Origin of the sequence: Burkholderia sp. MS455, from assembly GCF_016899445.1 — a bacterium.
In the GTDB taxonomy this organism is placed as follows: Bacteria; Pseudomonadota; Gammaproteobacteria; order Burkholderiales; family Burkholderiaceae; genus Burkholderia; species Burkholderia pyrrocinia_C.
In genome coordinates this window covers 1,730,659-1,749,651 of sequence record NZ_CP041778.1, presented here as the reverse complement: position 1 = coordinate 1,749,651, position 18,993 = coordinate 1,730,659, and the positions used below count along the sequence as shown (strand labels likewise).

12 protein-coding genes are annotated in these 18,993 nt (G+C 67.9%); 7 read left to right on the top strand and 5 right to left on the bottom strand.

Annotated features, from left to right (window positions below; genetic code table 11):
• Positions 1-62: 62 nt before the first annotated feature.
• Complete coding sequence (locus tag FPJ27_RS12410; RefSeq protein ID WP_204421317.1) at positions 63-737, bottom strand: GntR family transcriptional regulator; 675 nt, start codon at positions 735-737, stop codon at positions 63-65.
• Positions 738-815: 78 nt separating this feature from the next.
• The gene (locus FPJ27_RS12405) at positions 816-1,676 is read right to left on the bottom strand and encodes a DUF1989 domain-containing protein (RefSeq protein WP_175959260.1); all 861 of its coding nucleotides are present in this window, start codon (positions 1,674-1,676) and stop codon (positions 816-818) included.
• A gap of 369 nt (positions 1,677-2,045) precedes the next feature.
• Here FPJ27_RS12405 and FPJ27_RS12400 point away from each other — a divergent pair, with 369 nt between their 5' ends.
• Together FPJ27_RS12400 and FPJ27_RS12395 are read left to right on the top strand one after the other, a co-directional pair.
• Positions 2,046-3,293, top strand: a complete 1,248-nt coding sequence (locus FPJ27_RS12400; protein WP_204421316.1) for a multidrug effflux MFS transporter — start codon at positions 2,046-2,048, stop codon at positions 3,291-3,293.
• Positions 3,294-3,385: 92 nt separating this feature from the next.
• Complete coding sequence (locus tag FPJ27_RS12395) at positions 3,386-3,907, top strand: GNAT family protein (protein WP_204421315.1); 522 nt, start codon at positions 3,386-3,388, stop codon at positions 3,905-3,907.
• Positions 3,908-3,936: 29 nt separating this feature from the next.
• On the opposite strand, the gene FPJ27_RS12390 is transcribed toward FPJ27_RS12395, so the two are convergent.
• Positions 3,937-4,626 (bottom strand): hypothetical protein, encoded by a 690-nt coding sequence (locus tag FPJ27_RS12390; RefSeq protein ID WP_204421314.1) that lies wholly within the window; start codon positions 4,624-4,626, stop codon positions 3,937-3,939.
• Between the two features lie 561 nt (positions 4,627-5,187).
• On the opposite strand from FPJ27_RS12390, the gene FPJ27_RS36430 reads away from it, so the two are divergent.
• Entirely contained in the window at positions 5,188-6,243 is a 1,056-nt protein-coding gene (locus FPJ27_RS36430) for a TPM domain-containing protein (protein ID WP_239483178.1), read from the top strand.
• 90 nt (positions 6,244-6,333) lie between these two features.
• The gene (locus FPJ27_RS12380; protein WP_072438790.1) at positions 6,334-6,954 is read left to right on the top strand and encodes a LemA family protein; all 621 of its coding nucleotides are present in this window, start codon (positions 6,334-6,336) and stop codon (positions 6,952-6,954) included.
• Between the two features lie 17 nt (positions 6,955-6,971).
• Here the strand turns inward: FPJ27_RS12380 and pbpC are convergent, their stop codons facing one another.
• A complete protein-coding gene (gene pbpC, locus FPJ27_RS12375) occupies positions 6,972-9,197 on the bottom strand; it encodes a penicillin-binding protein 1C (protein WP_204421313.1) in 2,226 nt (741 codons plus the stop codon).
• 7 nt (positions 9,198-9,204) lie between these two features.
• On the bottom strand, positions 9,205-15,237 hold the full coding sequence (locus tag FPJ27_RS12370) for an MG2 domain-containing protein (RefSeq protein WP_204421312.1): 6,033 nt from the start codon (positions 15,235-15,237) through the stop codon (positions 9,205-9,207).
• Positions 15,238-15,547: 310 nt separating this feature from the next.
• Here FPJ27_RS12370 and FPJ27_RS12365 point away from each other — a divergent pair, with 310 nt between their 5' ends.
• The 3 genes from FPJ27_RS12365 to FPJ27_RS12355 are packed head-to-tail and all read left to right on the top strand — an operon-like array spanning position 15,548 to position 18,953.
• Positions 15,548-16,054 carry a sugar dehydrogenase complex small subunit gene (locus FPJ27_RS12365; RefSeq protein WP_204421311.1) on the top strand — a complete coding sequence of 169 codons (507 nt, stop codon included), beginning with the start codon at positions 15,548-15,550 and terminating at the stop codon, positions 16,052-16,054.
• Positions 16,054-17,673, top strand: coding sequence for a GMC family oxidoreductase (locus FPJ27_RS12360; RefSeq protein WP_072438782.1), 1,620 nt, complete (start codon positions 16,054-16,056; stop codon positions 17,671-17,673). The genes FPJ27_RS12365 and FPJ27_RS12360 overlap by 1 nt, the downstream gene beginning before the upstream one ends.
• 2 nt (positions 17,674-17,675) lie before the next feature.
• Entirely contained in the window at positions 17,676-18,953 is a 1,278-nt protein-coding gene (locus FPJ27_RS12355; protein WP_072438780.1) for a cytochrome c, read from the top strand.
• The last annotated feature ends 40 nt before the right edge of the window (positions 18,954-18,993 follow it).

Sequence of the window (18,993 nt, the reverse complement as noted above, 5' to 3'; positions counted from 1 at the left end):
TTCGATGCCGGATTCGTACGTGCCGCGTTGCGCGGCACGCATGCGGGAAGCAGGGTGCCGGCTCAGGCCGCGTCGCGCTGGCTGCGCCTGATCGCGTCGAGCAGCATCCGCTCGGAATCGTCGAGATAGCGTGCGAGCGCGGTGACGGCTTCGCTGCGACGGTTCTGCGTGAGCAGTTCGTAGATCCGGTATTCGCGCTGGATCCAGTCGGCCGTCTGCACGCGCTTCTCGTCGGGATCGGACGCGAATACGAGGCGCAGCTGCGCCGAGATGGTCCGGAAGAACTCGTCGAGCAGCGTCGACTTCTGCAGTGCGACGATATGCTGGTGAAACCTCAGGCTGTGCGTGCCGACAGCCTGCCAGTTCTCTTTGTCGAGTTCGCGCTCGGCGGCGCGGATGGCCGCCTGCATTTTCTCGAGCAGCGCCGGCTGTGCGAGTTCGGCCGTGTTCAGCGCATGCAGTTCGAGCGTGCGGCGCGCGACATAAAGGTCGCGCACGTCCTGGCGATTGAGCGTGCGTACGACGACACCCTTGTGCCGCACGAACGTGACGAGCCCTTCGCGGCCGAGTTGGTGCAGGACTTCGCGCAGCGAGTTGCGCGACGTATCGTATTCGGCCGCGAGGTCCATCTCGATCAGCGCCGTGCCGGGCGGCAGCTTGCCGCTGATGATGTGTTCGCGCAGTTGATGGCTGATCCGGTCGGCGACCGATTGTCCCCGCGCTTTTTCGCTTGCCATGCTGTTCGTTTGCTCCTCTCCTGATCGTATGCCGCCGGCGTCGCCGGCCGGCGGCGTTGCGTCATTCTACGGGCTGTGTCACACGGTCTTGCCGTGCTGCCAGTCTGCCTGGGGCGGCTGCATCCCGTGCAGGCCCTTGTACGGCGCGACGGGAGGCGACGACCATCCTTCCAGCAGGCCCGGATCGAGCCGATATACCTCGACGCCGAGCGGCCGGCAAACGTCGATCGGGTCGCGCGCATCGGGGCCCCACATCGGCACCGACAGGTCTCCGCCCGGACACGTGGACATCGCGCACAGCAGGTCGATCTCGGCGAAGAACTCGAGATAGTCGCCCGCCTGCGCGGGGCAGGCCTTCATGAAGTATTTGTCGTCGTCGTTCAGGCCCGTGCACTGGAACACGTTCAGCACGTCGTGGACGTCGAATTCCGTCAGCCCGTACGGCGCGACCGCGCGCACGAGATTCGAGTGGCAGTGGAAATGGAAATCCTCGCCGGTCAGCAACTTGTTGACGTACGGATCGCAGCGCGTGCCGAGCAGGTCGTGCACGCGGCCGCCGTCGCCGTCGACGCCATAGCCGGCAAGCGTGTCGTCGGTGATCGTGACCATCGGGCGCAGGTAGGGCAGCGTCGACCAGATGCGGTCGAACGTCGTCACGTGCGCCGCCTGCAGCTGGCGCGTGCGCGACGCCCACATGCGCTCGCGCGGATTGTGCAGGTTCCACATGTTGAAGTCGGCGACCTGCGGACCTTCCAGCGTGACGATGCGGAATACGTGACCGGCAGGCACCGTCCACGCGAAGCCGCTGCGAATCGGCACGACGTGCGATTCGATGCGTTGCCGCGCGTCCTTGCGTTGCGCGATCGCGGAGTAAAAGGACCGGTCGACGTTCAGGACGGAGCCTTTGGTGACCTGATAGGCGGCGGGATAGTTCGACATGACGCGGTGCTCTCGGGGAAATTTGCAGACGTGGATATCCGGCCGAAATCCTTGTCGGTGGCCGGTCAGGCGTCAACGAGCATGTTGGATTGTTCAACAATTAGTGGCGCTGCGGGGAGTATAGGGCGAAGGCGGGGAGGCGTGTCAATGGGTGGAAAGTACGAGGGCGGCGGACGAATGCGCAGGCGGCTCGGCGTATGTGTCCGGGCATGCCCCGATGGACGTTCAACCTCGCCCGCGCCATGGGAATCGCATCGGTTGCCGTAACAACAGGCACAATATGCGACCCGGCACGCTGCGCACGCGTGTTCACAATGCGAACACACGGGTCGCGCCGCGTCGTCGCCGCCCGAATCCTTCCCTGTCGTCATGAACGCCACGCTCATTTCCGCGCGCGAGTCGAATTCGCCGCGCTTCCTGCTGTTCCTGATCTGCCTGTTCGCGTCCGCGGGCCAACTCGCGATCGACATCTACGTGCCCGCGCTGCCCGACATGGCGCGTTCGTTCGCGACGACGCCGCAGGCGATCCAGTCGAGTGTGTCCGGCTACATGGCGGCCTACGCGCTCGGCCAGCTCATCTTCGGCCCGATCGCCGACGCGTACGGGCGCAAGCGCGTGCTCGCGTTCGGGCTCGTGATCTACACGATCGGCTGCCTGCTGTCGCTCGGCGCGCAGAACCTGGAGACGTTCGTGCTGGCGCGCTGCCTGCAGGGCTTCGGGATCGCTACCACCAACCTGCTCGCGAAGGCGATCATCACCGATTCGTTCTCCGGCCAGGCGCTGATGCACGCGTTCACGTACATGTCGATCGCATGGGGGCTCGCACCGATCGTCGCGCCGGTGATCGGTGCGCACCTGCAGGAATGGTTCGGCTGGCGCGCCTGCCTCGTGTTCCTGCTCGTCTACTCGCTGGTGATGTGGGCGCTGCTGTGGCGCTATCGGGAAACCTTGCCGAAACCGGTGCATCTCGAGCCGCGTACGCTGATGGCGAACGCGGGCAAGGTGCTGGCGAGTCCGGTGTTCCAGAGCTGTTTCCTCGCGCAGGGGCTGTGCTACAGCATCCTGCTCGTGTTCAACATCGTCGGGCCGTTCATGGTGCAGACCACGCTGCACAAGCCGCCGACGTTCTTCGGCTATCTCGCGCTCGGGATCGGCCTGATGTATTTCCTCGGTGGGCTGTCGAACCGGATTCACGGGCGCGGGCTGCCGAGCGCCGAGCAGCGGCTGCGCATCGGCGCGCGCGTGATGGCGGGTGCGTCGGTCGCGATGCTGGTGCTGGCGCTGACCGTCGGCCTGCGCGTGTGGACGCTCGCGACGCCGGTGCTCGTGATGGGCTTCTGCGCGGGCGCGATGTATCCGACGCTGATGGCCAAGGGCAATTCGCTGTTTCCGCATATCGCCGGCCTGACGAGCGCGATCCTCGGGTGTGCGCTGCTGCTCGTGTCGTCCGCGATGATGGGGCTGGCCGGCTTCGTGTCGATCCACGTGCTGACGCCGCTCGCGGTGTTTTTCGTCGCGCTGTCGTTCATCGTCGTATGGATGGTGACGAAGCTGTTGCGGTATCTGACGCAGCAGCAGGCCGCGACCGTCGTGTGCGGGAGTGGGGAAGCCGCGTAGGCGTTTCGTTGATCGATCGCGAGCGGCGGCGACGCGGGCGAACGGCCTCGTTCGCCGGACCGCTTGCGCCACATACCGCGTCCGACCGAACCATGAGCCTGATCCTGCTGAATCGCGTCGCCCGATCCGACGCCGCCGACTTGATCGCTGCCAACCGCGCGAGCCGGAGCCACCATCTGCCGTGGGTCGACTCGTTCACCGACCAGGTGGGATTCGACCAATGGTTCGTCCGCTGTCTGACGGGGCCGAATGTCGGCCTCGTCGCGCGGGAACGGGCGTCCGGGGCGGTGGTCGGTGTGGTGAACCTCAACGAGATCGTCGGCGGCGTGTTTCAGAGCGCGTATCTCGGGTACTACGGGATGGCGGATTTCAGCCGCAAGGGGCTGATGACGGACGCGTTGCGCGCGACGATCGGCGTCGCGTTCGGGGAACTCGGGCTGCATCGGCTCGAAGCGAACATCCAGCCCGGCAACCACGCGTCGATCGCGCTGGTCCGGCGGCTCGGTTTCCGGAAAGAGGGGTTTTCGCCGCGCTATCTGCGCATCGGCGGCGAATGGCGCGACCACGAACGGTGGGCGCTGCTGGCCGACGACGAGAACGAAGCGGGCGCCTGACGTTTGGCTCCTTGCGCGCCGCAGGCCGCCTACAGCGGATGCGCGGCGCCGGCCTGCGTCAATAGCGAAACGGCGACCGGATCCGGCAATCCATTCGAATCGATCGCGCCCGCTTTGGCCAGCGCACCGAGATCGCTGTCGACGCCCGGTTGCCCGACCACGAACGACGTCGTCAGGAACGCCGGCGTCGTCAGCGTGACCGCATACCGCTGCTGCAGGTTCGTCACGACGGCGGATTGCGCGGCCTGCACGGCGTTCGGGCTGCCCATTACCTGCTGGAAGTGCAGATTGCCCTGGAAATTGCCGATCAGCCCGGCGGTATTCGTGCCCAGCTGTGCCGCGAGATAGACCAGCATCAACTCGGTTTCGGGCGTCGTGTTGAAGGTGCCGCCCGCGTACGCGAGCGAATGCAGGCTCGTGCCGCCCGACGTCAAGGTGATGACGCACGGCAGCGCGGCGTTGACCGTCACACGGTAGTTGCCGCCGCCGTCCGTCAACGTCGTCGCGGAGCCTGCCGCGCAACTGACCGCCACCGGCGCGCTCGCGAGCGCGCTGCCCGTGGCAGCAGTGCCGGACAGCGAGACGGTTTGCGTGTTGTTGTTGAAGCAGACATCCACGCCGAAGCAGGCGTCGCCGTTGCAGGCCTGGAGCGTCGCGAGCGCTGCGACGCAGAGCGCGCCCAGCGCGGGGCGGGTGAAGCGCGTGTGGCGAATGTTCATGGTCGCGGGCGTCCGGGAGAAGGGGGCAACCGGTGCGCCCGGAGAAGCGGCGCTGTTCATATTCTAGATTCCCGATCCGCGAACTGCTCGCCCGTTTGCCTGTCCAGCCGGAAAACTTTCAGTTCCCTTCGCAATTGGTTATGCTGCGGGACGACTAAAAACGACGAGAGAACGCGCCGTTGCTGAGGGAGCAGGCGTGCAGTTTCCGACATGAACTTGAAACGACAGACGGGGCGGCCGCGCCCGGCGGGTTGCGAGGGCGATCCGGCATCGCGGGCAGGCACGACCCGACACGACGGACGCCCCACGCGCACGCGCAGCACGATCGCCTTTACCGGGATAGGGAAAGCGGTGACTGCCGTGCTGACGGGCGCAATACTCCTTTACAGTTTGGCGTTCGCCGCGCCGGCCGGCGGCGTAGATGGCGCCATTGCGTCGGCAGCCGGCGCATCGTCCGCGTCGGCGCCATCGGCCTGCACGCACGCGGCTGTAGCAGCGGCTACTTATCCTGTCGCCACTGATCCCGAAGCGGCGCCGCCGCTGAAAGGCCGAGTGACGGACATGACCGGCGCGCTGAGCGCCGCATGCGCGGCCGAACTGACCGAGCGCCTCGCTGATCTCGAGCGCCGGCTCGGCGTACAGATGGCGGTGCTGCTGGTCGGCTCGACGGGCCACGCGACGATCGAGCAGTTCGCGACTGCGGTGTTCGAACAATGGCGTCTAGGCGAGAGCAAGATAGACAACGGCCTGCTGCTCGTCGCGGCGCTCAACGACCATACCGTGCGGATCGAAGTCGGCTATGGGCTCGAAGGCGCAATTCCGGATATTGTCGCGGGCCGGATCATCCGCGAACGGATCGTGCCGGCGTTTCGCGAGAACCGGATCGAGGCCGGCGTGAACGATGCAGTCGCTGCGCTCACGCTCGAGATGACGCCGCCGGAGATGGCTACGTCGACCGACGCGCGGCGGGATGACGAGGTGGCCGACCTCGCGTCCCGCGACAGCCGGGCGGGCGATGAGCGGCGGATGTCGAACGGATTGCTCGAGAAGCCGCCGGTCGAGTACGGCAGTTTCACGTTCTGGCTCCTGCTCGGGCTGGCCAACGTCGCATTGGGTGCCGTGACCGCGTGGCGCAAGCTGCGCTGGCAGGTGATGCTCCCGGCAAGCTATCTCGTCACGACGATCGTGCCGATCGTGATGCTGCCGGTCGGCGCGATCTTCGACGGCAATCTCGAGGCGATCCTGGCGGCCCTGGCATTGGTTCCGACGAGCGTGGGCGTCGGGGCATGGCTGCTCGGCATCGGTGTCGTCCGGTCCGCACCCATCCGCAAGTACGCGGCGATCATCGGCGGCACGCTGCTGGCGTTGATCGCGATCGGGCACTGGATGGGCTATTCGCCCGGCGAAGTCCTGGTGACGGTATTTTGCGTGTTGACGCTGATCCTCGGAATCATCGACAAGCTCACGGGCGGAAGCTCGTCGTCTTCGTCCTCGTCGTCATCCGGTTTCAAATGGCCGTCGTCAGGCTCGCGCGCGGACTCCGATTCGTCGAGTTCCGATTCGTTCAGCGGCGGCGGTGGGTCGAGCGGCGGCGGGGGCGCATCGGGTCGCTGGTAACCACCAGGCGCCATACGCAGCGCACCTGCGCAAACAACGTTTCTTTTTACTACCGCTCCGCCCGGAGCGCTCAACCGGAAGTCTTCAACAATGAAATGGTTTCGAATCCTGCTCGTGTGCTGCTTACTGGCTCCGCTCGCGGGGTGCGGCTATAACGCGATCCAGTCGTCCGACGAGGACATCAATGCGGCGTGGTCCGAAGTGCTGAACCAGTACCAGCGCCGCGCCGATCTCGTGCCGAATCTCGCCGCGTCGGTGAAGGGCTATGCGTCGCACGAGGAGCGCGTGCTGACCGAGGTGGCCTCGGCCCGTGCGCGCGTCGGCAGCGTGCAGATGACGCCGGAGATGGCGAAGGATCCGGCCGCGCTCGCGGCGTTCGATCAACGGCAGGGCGAACTGTCGGGCGCGCTGAGCCGGCTGATGGTGGTGTCCGAACGCTACCCGGAGCTGAAGGCCAACGAAGCGTTCCGCGACCTGCAGACGCAGCTCGAAGGCACGGAAAACCGCATCGCGGTCGCGCGCGGCCGCTACATCAAGACGGTGCAGCACTACAACGTGCAGATCCGCCAGTTCCCGGGCGTCGTGATCGCGAAGATCTTCGGCTACCAGCCTCGCCCGAACTTCAGCGTTGCGAACGAAGCGTCGATCTCGACAGCTCCGGCACTCGACTTCTCCGCGCAGCCGCAGAAGGCGAACGCGGCCGGCCAGTAGGCAGCCGGCTCACGCGCTCAAGGCTTGCGCGCAGCCGTCTTCGCGAACGCGCCGCGCACCTCGAAGCTGATCGCATCCGCGACGTTGCCGCGCGCGTCGACGAGTTCGAGCCGGTGCCGGCCCGGCCACGGCATCCACGCGATGCGGTCGGCATGCCCGATCACCTTGTCGTCGAGCCGCCACGCGAACCGCGCGGCGCGCCCGGCCGAGCGTTCGAACCAGATCCGCTGGTTCTTCGGCGGAATGTCCGGGTCGATCGCGAAGATCGTGCCGTCGGTCGGCGCGCCGATCGTCAGCGGCGCGCGCGCACCGTCCTTGCCCGGCGTGACGGGCGCGGCGAGCCGGATCGTGTCGACCGCCGTCCCTGCGATGAACCACTCGTTGCGCGCCGGCTCGATGTCGCGCTCGAACGTGATGCGGCGCGTCTCGACGCCCGCCGGCGCGCGCGGCGCGCGGCTCGGCAGATCGCGGTGCAGGTAGCCGACGACGGCCGACCACACGGGCGACGCACCCGTGACGCCCGACACGTCCCACATCGGCGAGCCGTCCGCGTTGCCGACCCACACGCCGACCGTATAGCGCGACGTGAAGCCGACGGTCCAGTTGTCGCGCATGTCCTTGCTCGTACCGGTCTTGACCGCCGAGAAGAAGCGCGTCGCGAGCGGGTTGTCGAAGCCGAACGTGCGTACGCGCGCATTGTTGTCGGAGAGGATGTCGGTAACGACGAAGCTGGCTGCTTCGCTGAACACGCGCGTGCCGCTGTCCGCATGCGCGGGCGCGCCGGACGCCGGCGCGGGCAGGTCGACGACCTTGCGCGCGACGCCGCCGTTCGCGAGTGCGCGATACGCGTTGGTCAGCGACAGCAGCGTGACGTCGGCACTCCCGAGCGCGAGGCTGAAGCCGTAGTAGTCGCCTTCCTGCGCGAGCGGCAGGCCGAGCGCGGTCAGCGTGCGCGCGAAGCGGTGCGGCGTGACGAGCACGAGCGTGCGCACGGCCGGCACGTTCAGCGAACCGCCGAGCGCGCTGCGCACGCTCACCCAGCCCTTGAAATCCTTGTCGTAGTTCTGCGGAATGTACAGGCCGCCGCCGGCGGCGAGGTTGATCGGCGCGTCGTCGAGCAGCGACGCGGCCGTCAGCCGCTTTTCGTCGAGCGCCTGCGCATAGAGGAACGGCTTGAGCGTCGAGCCGGCCTGGCGCGGCGCGAGCACGGCATCGACGTCGCGTGCGCTCGACAACGCGCCCGACGATCCGACCCATGCGCGAATTTCGCCGGTCGCGTTGTCGATCACGACGACCGCGCCGTCCTGCACGTTGCGCCGGTGCGCGGGCGCGTTGAGTTCGGTCAGCGCGCGCATCAGCGTGTCGCGCGCAAAGCGTTGCAACGGCGCATCGAGCGTCGTGCGGACCTGCGCGCCGGCCGCCGGCCTGACCTCGGCGGCGATGCGCCGCGCGAAGTGCGGGGCGAGGGCCGCACCGTCGTCGCGCATGGCGTTGGTTGGACGCGCTGTGACGAACTGCACGTAGCCGTCGAGCGACGCGCACGCCTGCTCGGCATGCATGTCGCGCAGGATCCGGCACGCGCGCTCGGCGACCTTCGCGGCCGTCGCGTTGGGCGCGCGCACGAGTGCGGCCGCGATCGCGGCTTCGCGCGCGTCGAGGCCCGACGGCGCCTTGCCGAACAGTACCTGCGACAGTGCGCCGAGCCCGACCGTCTCGCCGCGGAACGGCACGAGATTCAGGTACGCCTCGAGGATCTGGTCCTTGCGCCAGCCGCGTTCGAGCAGCAGCGCGTTCATCGCCTGCGTGGCCTTCTGCGGCAGCGAGCGCTGGCCCGAGCGGCGCGGCGAATCGCTGAGCAGCCCGGCGAGCTGCATCGTCACGGTCGACGCGCCGCGCGTGCGCTCGTTCCACAGGTTGCCCCACGCGGCGCCGGCGATCCCGCGCCAGTCGACGCCGCTGTGTTCGTAGAAGCGCTTGTCTTCGGAGACGACGATCGCCTCGCGGAACGCGGGCGACACGTCCGCGAGCGACACCCAGTCGCCGCGCCGTTCGGTGAGGTCGACGCGCGTGCGCTGCAGCGGCGTGCCGTCGCGCGCGAGCAGCACCCAGTCGGAACTGCGCCAGTCGCGGCGCACGTCGTCGTAACCGGGCAGCGCATGCGCGACGAGCGGCGCGGCCAGCACGACGGCGACGAATATGCGGCCGGCCAAACGCGCCGGCCGCGGCAAAACCCGATCGATCATCACGCGCTCACTGCTTGGCCGCGTCGGCCGGCTTCACGGTCATCGGCGGGTTCGGCCACAGGCCGTACACGGATGGCGCGTACAGCGCCTCGACGCGCGTCGGCGGCAATCCGAATGTGCCGACGTTGTTCAGCCGCACCGTGTACTCGACCGAGAATTTGCCCTTCGGCAGATAGTCGTAGTACGCGCGGTAGCCGTCGAAGTCGCGCTCGATGAATGCCGGCCACGCGCCGTCGGGCGTCTTCTCGCCCTGCGTCGCCGCTTCGGAGTCGCGGCCGAGGCCCGAACCGAGGATCGTCGCGCCGGACGGGATCGGATCGTTGACGACGACCCACGTCATGTCGCTCTGCGCATCGATGTCGAGATGCACGCGCACGACGTCGCCGCGCGTCAGCACGCCCTTGACGGCGGGCGACACCGGCGTGACGGTTTTCGTGATCCGGTAGCCGGCGGCGAACGGCGAGCGCAGCGGCACGGCCGCGAGGCTCTCGACCGTCGCCCACGGGCGCCCGGTGCCTTCCTGCGTGACGGACAGCGTGGCCGGCGCCTGCGACGCGCGCGGCCACGGCATCAGCACGCTGCGCGCGGCGGCGGCGCGGGTCGCGGCGGTGGCCGACGCCGGCGTGTCGGCCGGGGCCGGCGCCTGCGACCACGAGATCGCGCGCTCGTTGCCGCCGAGCGCGACCTTCGTCGCGCCGGAGACGGGCGTGCTCTCGTAGGTGCGCGAGAAGCGCTCGACCGCGAGCAGCCCGAGCGCGTTCGACGTCGTCGTCTGCCACGCGCCCTGATGCTGCAGCGCGAGCAGGCCGGCCGTGATGCGCGGCATCTCGTCCTTCCACGCCGGGTCGCCCGCGAATTCCATCGCGAGCCGCGCGGCGTTGGTCTCGTTGCTCGTCATCAGCCACCACAGGTCGTCGTCGCGCGCGGTCGAGAACACGAGCTGCGTGCCTTGGTACGTGAGGCGCGCGCGCAGGATCTGTTCGACCTGCGCGCGTTTCTCGTCGCGCTGCGGGATGTCCTTCACGCGCGTCAGGATCGCGTGATAGTCGATCACCGCCGACGTCGGCCACTGGTTCGGCGCGATCTCGATCGAACCGAGCATGCGGCCTTGCGCGGCACCGTGGCGCGACAGCGCCTCGATCGCGGCGAGCTTGCGCAGGTCGCGATCCTGGCGCGGCGCCCACGCGTTGCGCTCGATGCGGCCGTCGACGAAGCGCGCGAGCCCGGCTTCGAGCTGCGTGCGCAGGTCTTCCGGCAGCGCGAAGCGCGGGTCGGCCCGGCTCGCCTCGTCGGACAGCACGAGCAGGTACGACGACAGCGTCGGGCTGCCGTAGTGAGAATCGTCGGACGACGGCGGGAAGTAGCTCGCGAGCCCGTCGCTGTCGAGATAGACGGGCATGCGCGCGACCAGCGCCTGCCATTGCGCGGGGTCGCGCAGGCCGATCGCGCGCGACGCCTGCTGTTCGAGGCAGCGGTACGGATAGCGCTCGAACCAGCGGCGCACGCCGGGCAGGCCGTCGGCAAGCTTCGACTGCAGCGACACGGCGATGCCGCCGCGCGGCGCGCCCTGTGCGTTGCTCACGGCACCGGCCGGTGCCGACACGGGCACCGTCAGTGTGCCGTCGACCTGCGCGAGCGTTGCCTGCTGCACGGTCACCGGAAGAGCGGGCACGACCTTCTGCGCGACCGCCAGCGCGTCGGACGCGCGCTTGCCGCCTTGCTCGGCCGCTTCGATGCGCCAGTTCAGCGCGCCGGCCGCGTCGAGCGCCTGCTCGGGCACGGTGATCGTCCACGCGACCTCGGTTGCCGTATTGGCCGCGAGCGACACGGTTTGCGGCGCGACGTCGAGGCCCGTCACGCGCGGCGTCACGACGACCTGCATCGCGCGGTCGGTCGTGTTGCGCAGCGTGACCTGTGCGCGGAACGCGTCGCCTTCGCGCACGAGCGGCGGCAGGCCGGAGATCAGTTGCAGATCCTGCGTGCTGCGGATCGACGTGCTGCCCGTGCCGAAACGGTCGGGGCCGACCGCCGCGATCGCGACGATCCTGAAGCGCGTGAGCGCGTCGTTCAGCGGCACCTCGACGGTCGCGCTGCCGTTCGCGTCGAGCGTCACGCGCGGATTCCACAGCAGCAGCGTGTCGAACAGCTCGCGCGTCGGCGCGCTGCCGCCGCCGCCGCCGGCCGGCACGGCCTTGCGGCCGAAGTGGCGGCGGCCGACAATCTCCATCTGCGCGGTGGCCGTCTCGACGCCGTACGCGCGCCGTCGCAGCATCGCGTCGAGCAGGTCCCAGCTGTTGTTCGGCATCAGTTCGAGCAGCGCCTCGTCGACGGCCGCGACCGCGATCTGCGTGCCGGCCGGCGCGGGCTGGCCGTTCGGCAGCGTGACCTTCACGTGCGCCTGCGCCTTGCTGCGCACCGTGTAGCGCGTCGCGTCGGTCGTCACGGCCACGCCGAGACGGTGGACGCCCGTGCCGACCTTGATCTCGCCGAGGCCGTAGCGGAACGCGGGCTTCGACAGGTCGACGAACGCGGTCGGCGCTTCATGGTGGCGGCCTTCGCGCCAGAACGCGCGCGCCCATTCGACCGGTGCTTTCCAGCCCCACGTGAAGAACGAGTACCACGGCACTTCGCGAATCCGGCCGCGCAGCGCGAGCACCGACACGTAGACGTTCGGCCCCCACGATTCGCCGACCTTCAGGTCGACGGTCGGGTTCTTGCCGTTCAGCTCGACGATGTGCGTTTCCATCACGCCGCCGCGCTCGACCGCGACGAGCGCGGTCGCGTAGCGGAACGGCATGCGCACCTGGAAGCGGGCCGTTTCGCCCGGTTCGTACGAGGTCTTCTCCGGGATCACGTCGATCCGGTCGGTGTTGTCGCCGCCGAACCAGAGTTCGTCCTCGCGCGTGACCCACACCGACGTCGATGCGTTCGACGTGCGGCCGTCGCCGTCCTTCGCGACCGCGATCAGCTGCACGTTGCCGGCCTGTTCGAGCGTCGCGTCGCAGGCCATGCGGCCCTTGTCGTCGGTCTTGCCCGAGCACAGCACGCCGAGGTCGCGCGTGTCGCTCTTGTTGTCGTACGCATAGAAGCCGCCGACCATCCGCTTGCGCGACGACGTCGTGATGTGCGCGACGCCCTTGATCTCGATCGGCACCGATGCGCGCGGCTTGCCCTGCAGGTCGACCGCGAGCGCCTGCACGGGCACGCGCTGGCCGACCGACACCCAGCGGCCGGCCTTGATGCCGGCCACCACCGCGGCCGGCCACAGGATCGTGTCGCCGCGGATCGTCTGCACTTCGCCGTTCGGGTCGGAGAACGTCGCTTCGAGCGCGATGCGCTTCGGCGCGTCGACGTCGGGCAGGCCCTTGAGCGTGACCGAGCCCGCGCCGTTGCGGTCGAGCGTCAGCGGCAGCTTGTCGGCGATCAGCTTCGTCGCGTCGGGATCGTGGTTCGACGACGCGTTGTCGCCGTCCTGCGAATCGTCGTCGGCGTTGCCGTCGCTCGTGTCGGGGCGATACGGCGTGAAGCTGAAGTCCTCGAAGCGATCCGCGAATGGAGGCGACGCCCACTTCATCAGCGCCGACACCTGCACCGGCAGGTTCGATGCGCCGCCGCCCGACACGTAGTCGATCTGCACCGCGAGCGGCGCTTCCTTCACCGCGACGAGCGGGCTCTTCTGCGCGTCGCGCGCGCCGATCGATCCCTTCAGCACCGGCAGGCGGAACGCCTCGACGCGGAAGCTGCCGCTGTAGTAGGTGGCGGTCGGCGCGTCTTCCGGGCCGGCTGCAAGTTCGACGCTGTATTCGCCGAGCTTCGCGGCCGGCGGCAGCGTGAACTGCGTGTCCGCGCTGTGATCGGCGGCCCACGTGAGCGGCAGCTTGTACGTCTGGCCCGTGCCGAGATGGCGGATCGTCACGCGCGTCGGGTATTGCGACGGGAACGCGAGGCTCTGCAGCGTCTCGGTACGGATGAAATGCTTCATCGACACGGTTTCGCCTGCGCGCAGCAGCGTGCGGTCGAACACCGTGTGCGCGCGCATGGTCGGTGCGCTGTCGGTGTCGGTCGGCACGTTGAAGCGCCAGGATTCGATCCCGCGGTTCCAGCCCGAGCTGACGAACGCCATGTCGGGGCCCGTCTTCGGATCGTCGACGCGCGCCGACACGAAGTAGTCGTCGAAACGCTCGGACGAGCGGCATTCGTGCTTCGGTTCGAACGGCCCGTCGATCTTCAGCAGGCCCTGCGCATCGGTCTTGCCCGCGGCGATTTCATCGCCGTTGCAGTCCGACACGCGAATCTGCGCGTTCGGCACGGGCTTGCCCTTGTCGAGCGTCGTGACCCACACGAGGTTGTTCTCGCGGCCCTGTTTCAGGTGCACGCCGAGGTTCGTGACGAGCACGGTGGTGCGCACGTACATGCTCGACGGCTTCGCGAGCAGCGAGCGGCCGAGCGCGGGCGACGCGAGTTCGAGCACGTAGAAGCCGGGCTTGTCGATCGGCACGCCGACGATCTCGAACGGGCGCAGCGTCTTCGGGTCGGCCTGCGGCAGCGTCAGCGCCTGCGCGCCGGGCTCGCCCTTGAGCAGCGACAGCGAGCGTACGTCGATGCGGCGGTCCTTCGGCGCGGGCTGCTTTTCGCCGGCCTGGAGCGGCACGTAGACGGGGTGCTGGCCCTTGCGTTGGAGCAGGCCGGGAATCTGGCTGTCGATCGAGCCGGCCGTCATCGACCAGTTGTCGAAGCGGTCGACGGTGCGCATCCACTGACGGATCGCGGTGTCGTTCTCGACCTTCAGGTTCGCGAACTGCGCGCCGCCCGCGTTGAGGCCGGCGATATGCAGGTCGGCCTCGACGTTGCGCAGCGTGACGGGCACGAGCGCGGGCGTATCGGGTTCGGCGAAGCGCTCGACGATCCCGAAGGTGCCCGACGAGAATTTCGCGAGCGGCGGCATCGGCGCGGTGCGCGTCGCCAGCGGGAACAGGTCGGCGTTGGACAGCGAGCGGTCGGTCACGTCGCGCAGGCCCGACGGCAGTTCGATCGTCAGCGCGGCCTGCGCGGGCAAAGGCGGGTTGAACGTGACGGTCGTCACTTCCTCGCTGTGGTCGTCGGCCGCGAAGGTCGGCGACAGCGAACCGTCGGAGCCGCGCAGCTTGATCGCCTCGGCATTCTTGCGCGAGATCGGCGCGTTGAACGACAGCGTGAGCGGGCGCAGCGGCGTGCAGGGCGCCTTCGCGTTCTCGCGTTCGCACGAGAAGCTCGCGGCGAACGGCGCGCGCACGGTGAAATCGAAGCGTCGTTCGGTTTCGTTCGCGATGCCGCTCGGGCTCGCGACGCCCTTGCCGTACACGAGCTGCATCTTCGCGCTCGCCGGCAGCGCCTGCGAGCACGACAGCGTCAATACGCGCGCGGCGTCCTTCTTCAGCCCGAAATGGTCGAGCAGTGCGTTGCGCGTATCGTCGTCGGCGGCCGTGACGGGAATGCGGTTGCCGATGCCGGCCGCTTCGCACCAGATGTTCGCGAGCGCCGAGCGCGGTTCGGCCGGGCCGTTCAGCTTCATCACGAAGACCTGCCGCTCCTCGATCTCGCGCGAGCCGGGACGCACGTTCACCGGGAACGGGCCGCCCGTCTGGAACGTGAAGCGGCGCGGGCCGCTGGCCGCATTGCCGGCGACCGAGCGCAGCGTGTCGTTGAGCGCGACCGAGCAGCGCACCCCGGGCGGCAGGTCGTTTTCGAAATCGTAAACCCAGGTCTTGTCGTCGAGCCAGTGACCCTGGCCGCGCGCGGCGGTCGAGTCGTTGCAGGTCACGCGCGCGGGATTCGGCGCGGACGCCGAGCCGAACGCGACCATCGGTTCGTCGAACTTGACGACGGTCTGCCGGACTTCGGTGACGGTGCCTTGCGGCGACACGCTCACCGTGCGCGCCGCGAGCGCATGCAGCGACAGGGCCGCGGCGCCGCCGAGCGCCGCGACGGCGCCGATGCGCCAGAGCAGCCGTGTGGTGTGGTTGGTTCGAATCGTGTTGTTCTGTTTGTCGTGCTGCTTCATCGCTCGATTGCCCTCGGAGGGAAGCTTTCTGTTTGATTGCACGGGATTCTAACCGACCGTCGTGCGCACGCATCGTCGCGCGCTGCCGCAGTGTGTCGCCGGCATGCGACACCGGTGCGTCCGTCGCAGATTTGTCGCGTCGACGACACAAAAATGCAGCGAAATGTCGATTGTCTCGGATTGCGGAACATTTAATGGACTATAAAAAGATTGTTCGATCCGATTTGTGCGCGTACATTTCAGGTCCGCGCCGAAGTTTGAGAAATATCAAGCGTGGTTTTCCCGAATCCGGCGTTCGAGAGAAGGAAACATGCACAACGACGACACTCCCCACTCGCGTCGCAATGGCGACGCAGCCGCAACCGGCATCACGCGGCGTCAATGGCTGCAGGGCGCACTGGCGCTGACGGCGGCGGGCCTCACGGGCTCGCTGGCGTTGCGGGCCCTGGCCGATGCGCCCGGCACCGCGCCGCTCGATACGTTCATGACGCTTTCCGAAGCATTGACCGGCAAGAAGGGGCTGAGCCGCGTGCTCGGCCAGCGCTTCCTGCAGGCATTGCAGAAGGGCTCGTTCAAGACGGCCGACAGCCTGCCGCAACTCGCCGGCGCACTCGCGTCCGGCTCGCTGAATCCCGATCAGGAAGCGCTCGCGCTCAAGATTCTTGAAGCGTGGTATCTCGGCATCGTCGACAACGTCGTGATTACCTACGAAGAAGCATTAATGTTCAGCGTCGTATCCGATACGCTCGTGATCCCTTCGTATTGCCCCAACAAACCCGGCTTCTGGGCCGAAAAACCGATCGAGAGGCAAGCCTGATGGCCGATACCGATACGCAAAAGGCCGACGTCGTCGTCGTCGGTTCGGGTGTCGCAGGCGCGATCGTCGCACACCAGCTCGCGATGGCGGGCAAGTCGGTGATCCTGCTGGAAGCCGGCCCGCGCATGCCGCGCTGGGAAATCGTCGAGCGCTTTCGGAATCAGACCGACAAGACCGATTTCATGGCGCCGTACCCGTCGAGCCCGTGGGCGCCGCATCCGGAATACGGCCCGCCGAACGACTACCTGGTCCTGAAGGGCGAGCACAAGTTCAACTCGCAGTACATCCGCGCGGTGGGCGGCACGACGTGGCACTGGGCCGCGTCCGCGTGGCGCTTCATCCCGAACGACTTCAAGATGAAGACCGTGTACGGCGTCGGCCGCGACTGGCCGATCCAGTACGACGACCTCGAGCATTACTACCAGCGCGCCGAGGAAGAGCTCGGCGTGTGGGGCCCGGGCCCCGAGGAAGACCTGTACTCGCCGCGCAAGCAGCCGTACCCGATGCCGCCGCTGCCGTTGTCGTTCAACGAGCAGACGATCAAGAGCGCGCTCAACGGTTATGACCCGAAGTTCCACGTGGTGACCGAGCCGGTCGCGCGCAACAGCCGTCCGTACGACGGCCGGCCAACCTGTTGCGGGAACAACAACTGCATGCCGATCTGCCCGATCGGCGCGATGTACAACGGGATCGTGCACGTCGAGAAGGCCGAGCAGGCCGGCGCGAAGCTGATCGAGAACGCGGTCGTCTACAAGCTGGAAACCGGCCCGAACAAGCGCATCGTCGCGGCGATCTACAAGGACAAGTCCGGCGCCGACCATCGCGTCGAAGGCAAGTACTTCGTGGTTGCGGCGAACGGCATCGAGACGCCGAAGATCCTGCTGATGTCGGCGAACCGCGATTTCCCGAACGGCGTCGCGAACAGCTCCGACATGGTCGGCCGCAACCTGATGGACCACCCGGGCACCGGCGTGTCGTTCTACGCGAACGAGAAGCTGTGGCCGGGCCGCGGCCCGCAGGAGATGACGTCGCTGATCGGTTTCCGCGACGGCCCGTTCCGTGCGACCGAAGCCGCGAAGAAGATCCACCTGTCGAACATGTCGCGCATCAACCAGGAGACGCAGAAGATCTTCAAGGGCGGCAAGCTGATGAAGCCCGAGGAGCTCGACGCGCAGATCCGCGACCGTTCCGCGCGCTACGTGCAGTTCGACTGCTTCCACGAAATCCTGCCGCAACCCGAGAACCGCATCGTGCCGAGCAAGACGGCCACCGACGCGATCGGTATCCCGCGCCCCGAAATCACGTACGCGATCGACGACTACGTGAAGCGCGGCGCCGTGCACACGCGCGAGGTCTATGCGACGGCCGCGAAGGTGCTGGGCGGCACCGAAGTCGTCTTCAACGACGAGTTCGCGCCGAACAACCACATCACGGGCGCGACGATCATGGGCGCGGATGCACGCGACTCGGTCGTCGACAAGGACTGCCGCACGTTCGACCATCCGAACCTGTTCATCTCGAGCAGCTCGACGATGCCGACCGTCGGTACGGTGAACGTGACGCTGACGATCGCTGCGCTCGCGCTGCGGATGTCGGACACGCTGAAGAAGGAAGTCTGACCGTGCGGAAATCTACTCTCACCTTCCTCGTCGCCGGCTGCCTCGCGCTGCCGGGCCTCGCGCGCGCGGCCGACGCGGCCGATCCGGCGCAGGTCAAGCGCGGCGAATACCTCGCGATCGCGGGCGACTGCATGGCGTGCCACACCGCGAAGGGCGGCAAGCCGTTCGCGGGCGGCCTCGGCATGCCGATCCCGATGCTCGGCAAGATCTACACGAGCAACATCACGCCCGATCCCGATACGGGCATCGGCAACTGGACGTTCGACGACTTCGAGCGCGCGGTGCGTCACGGCGTCTCGAAGAACGGCGACAACCTGTACCCGGCGATGCCGTACGTGTCGTACGCGAAGATCAACGACGACGACGTGCAGGCGCTGTACGCGTACTTCATGCACGGCGTCGAACCGGTCAAGCAGGCGCCGCCGAAGAACGAGATCCCCGCGCTGCTGAGCATGCGCTGGCCGCTGAAGATCTGGAACTGGCTGTTCCTGAAGGATGGCGTGTACCAGCCGAAGCCGGCGCAGAGCGCCGAGTGGAACCGCGGCGCGTACCTCGTGCAGGGCCTCGCGCACTGCAGCACGTGCCACACGCCGCGCGGCATCGCGATGCAGGAGAAGTCGCTCGACGAGACGGGCGGCAGCTTCCTGTCGGGCTCGGTGCTCGCGGGCTGGGACGGCTACAACATCACGTCCGACCCGAACGCGGGGATCGGCGGCTGGACGCAGCAGCAGCTCGTGCAGTACCTGCGCACCGGCAGCGTGCCGGGCGTCGCGCAGGCGGCCGGCCCGATGGCCGAGGCGATCGAGCACAGCTTCTCGAAGATGACGGAATCCGACATCGGCGCGATCTCGACGTACATCCGCACGGTGCCGGCCGTCGCCAGCGGCGACGCGAAGCAGTCGCGCTCGTCGTGGGGCAAGCCGGCCGAGGACGGCCTGAAGCTGCGCGGCGTCGCGCTCGCGTCGTCGGGCATCGATCCGGCGCGGCTGTATCTCGGCAACTGCGCGACCTGCCACCAGATGCAGGGCAAGGGCACGCCGGACGGGTATTACCCGCCGTTGTTCCACAACTCGACGGTCGGCGCACCGAATCCGACCAACCTCGTGCAGGTGATCCTGAACGGCGTGCAGCGCAAGGCCGGCAGCGAGGACGTCGGCATGCCGGCGTTCCGCCACGAGCTGTCGGATGCGCAGATCGCCGCGCTCACGAACTACCTGACCGGGCAGTTCGGCAATCCGGCCGCGAAGGTGACCGAGCAGGACGTCGCGAAGCTGCGTTGACGCGGCGCGCGGCGAAGCAGCAGGGCAACATCGCAACATC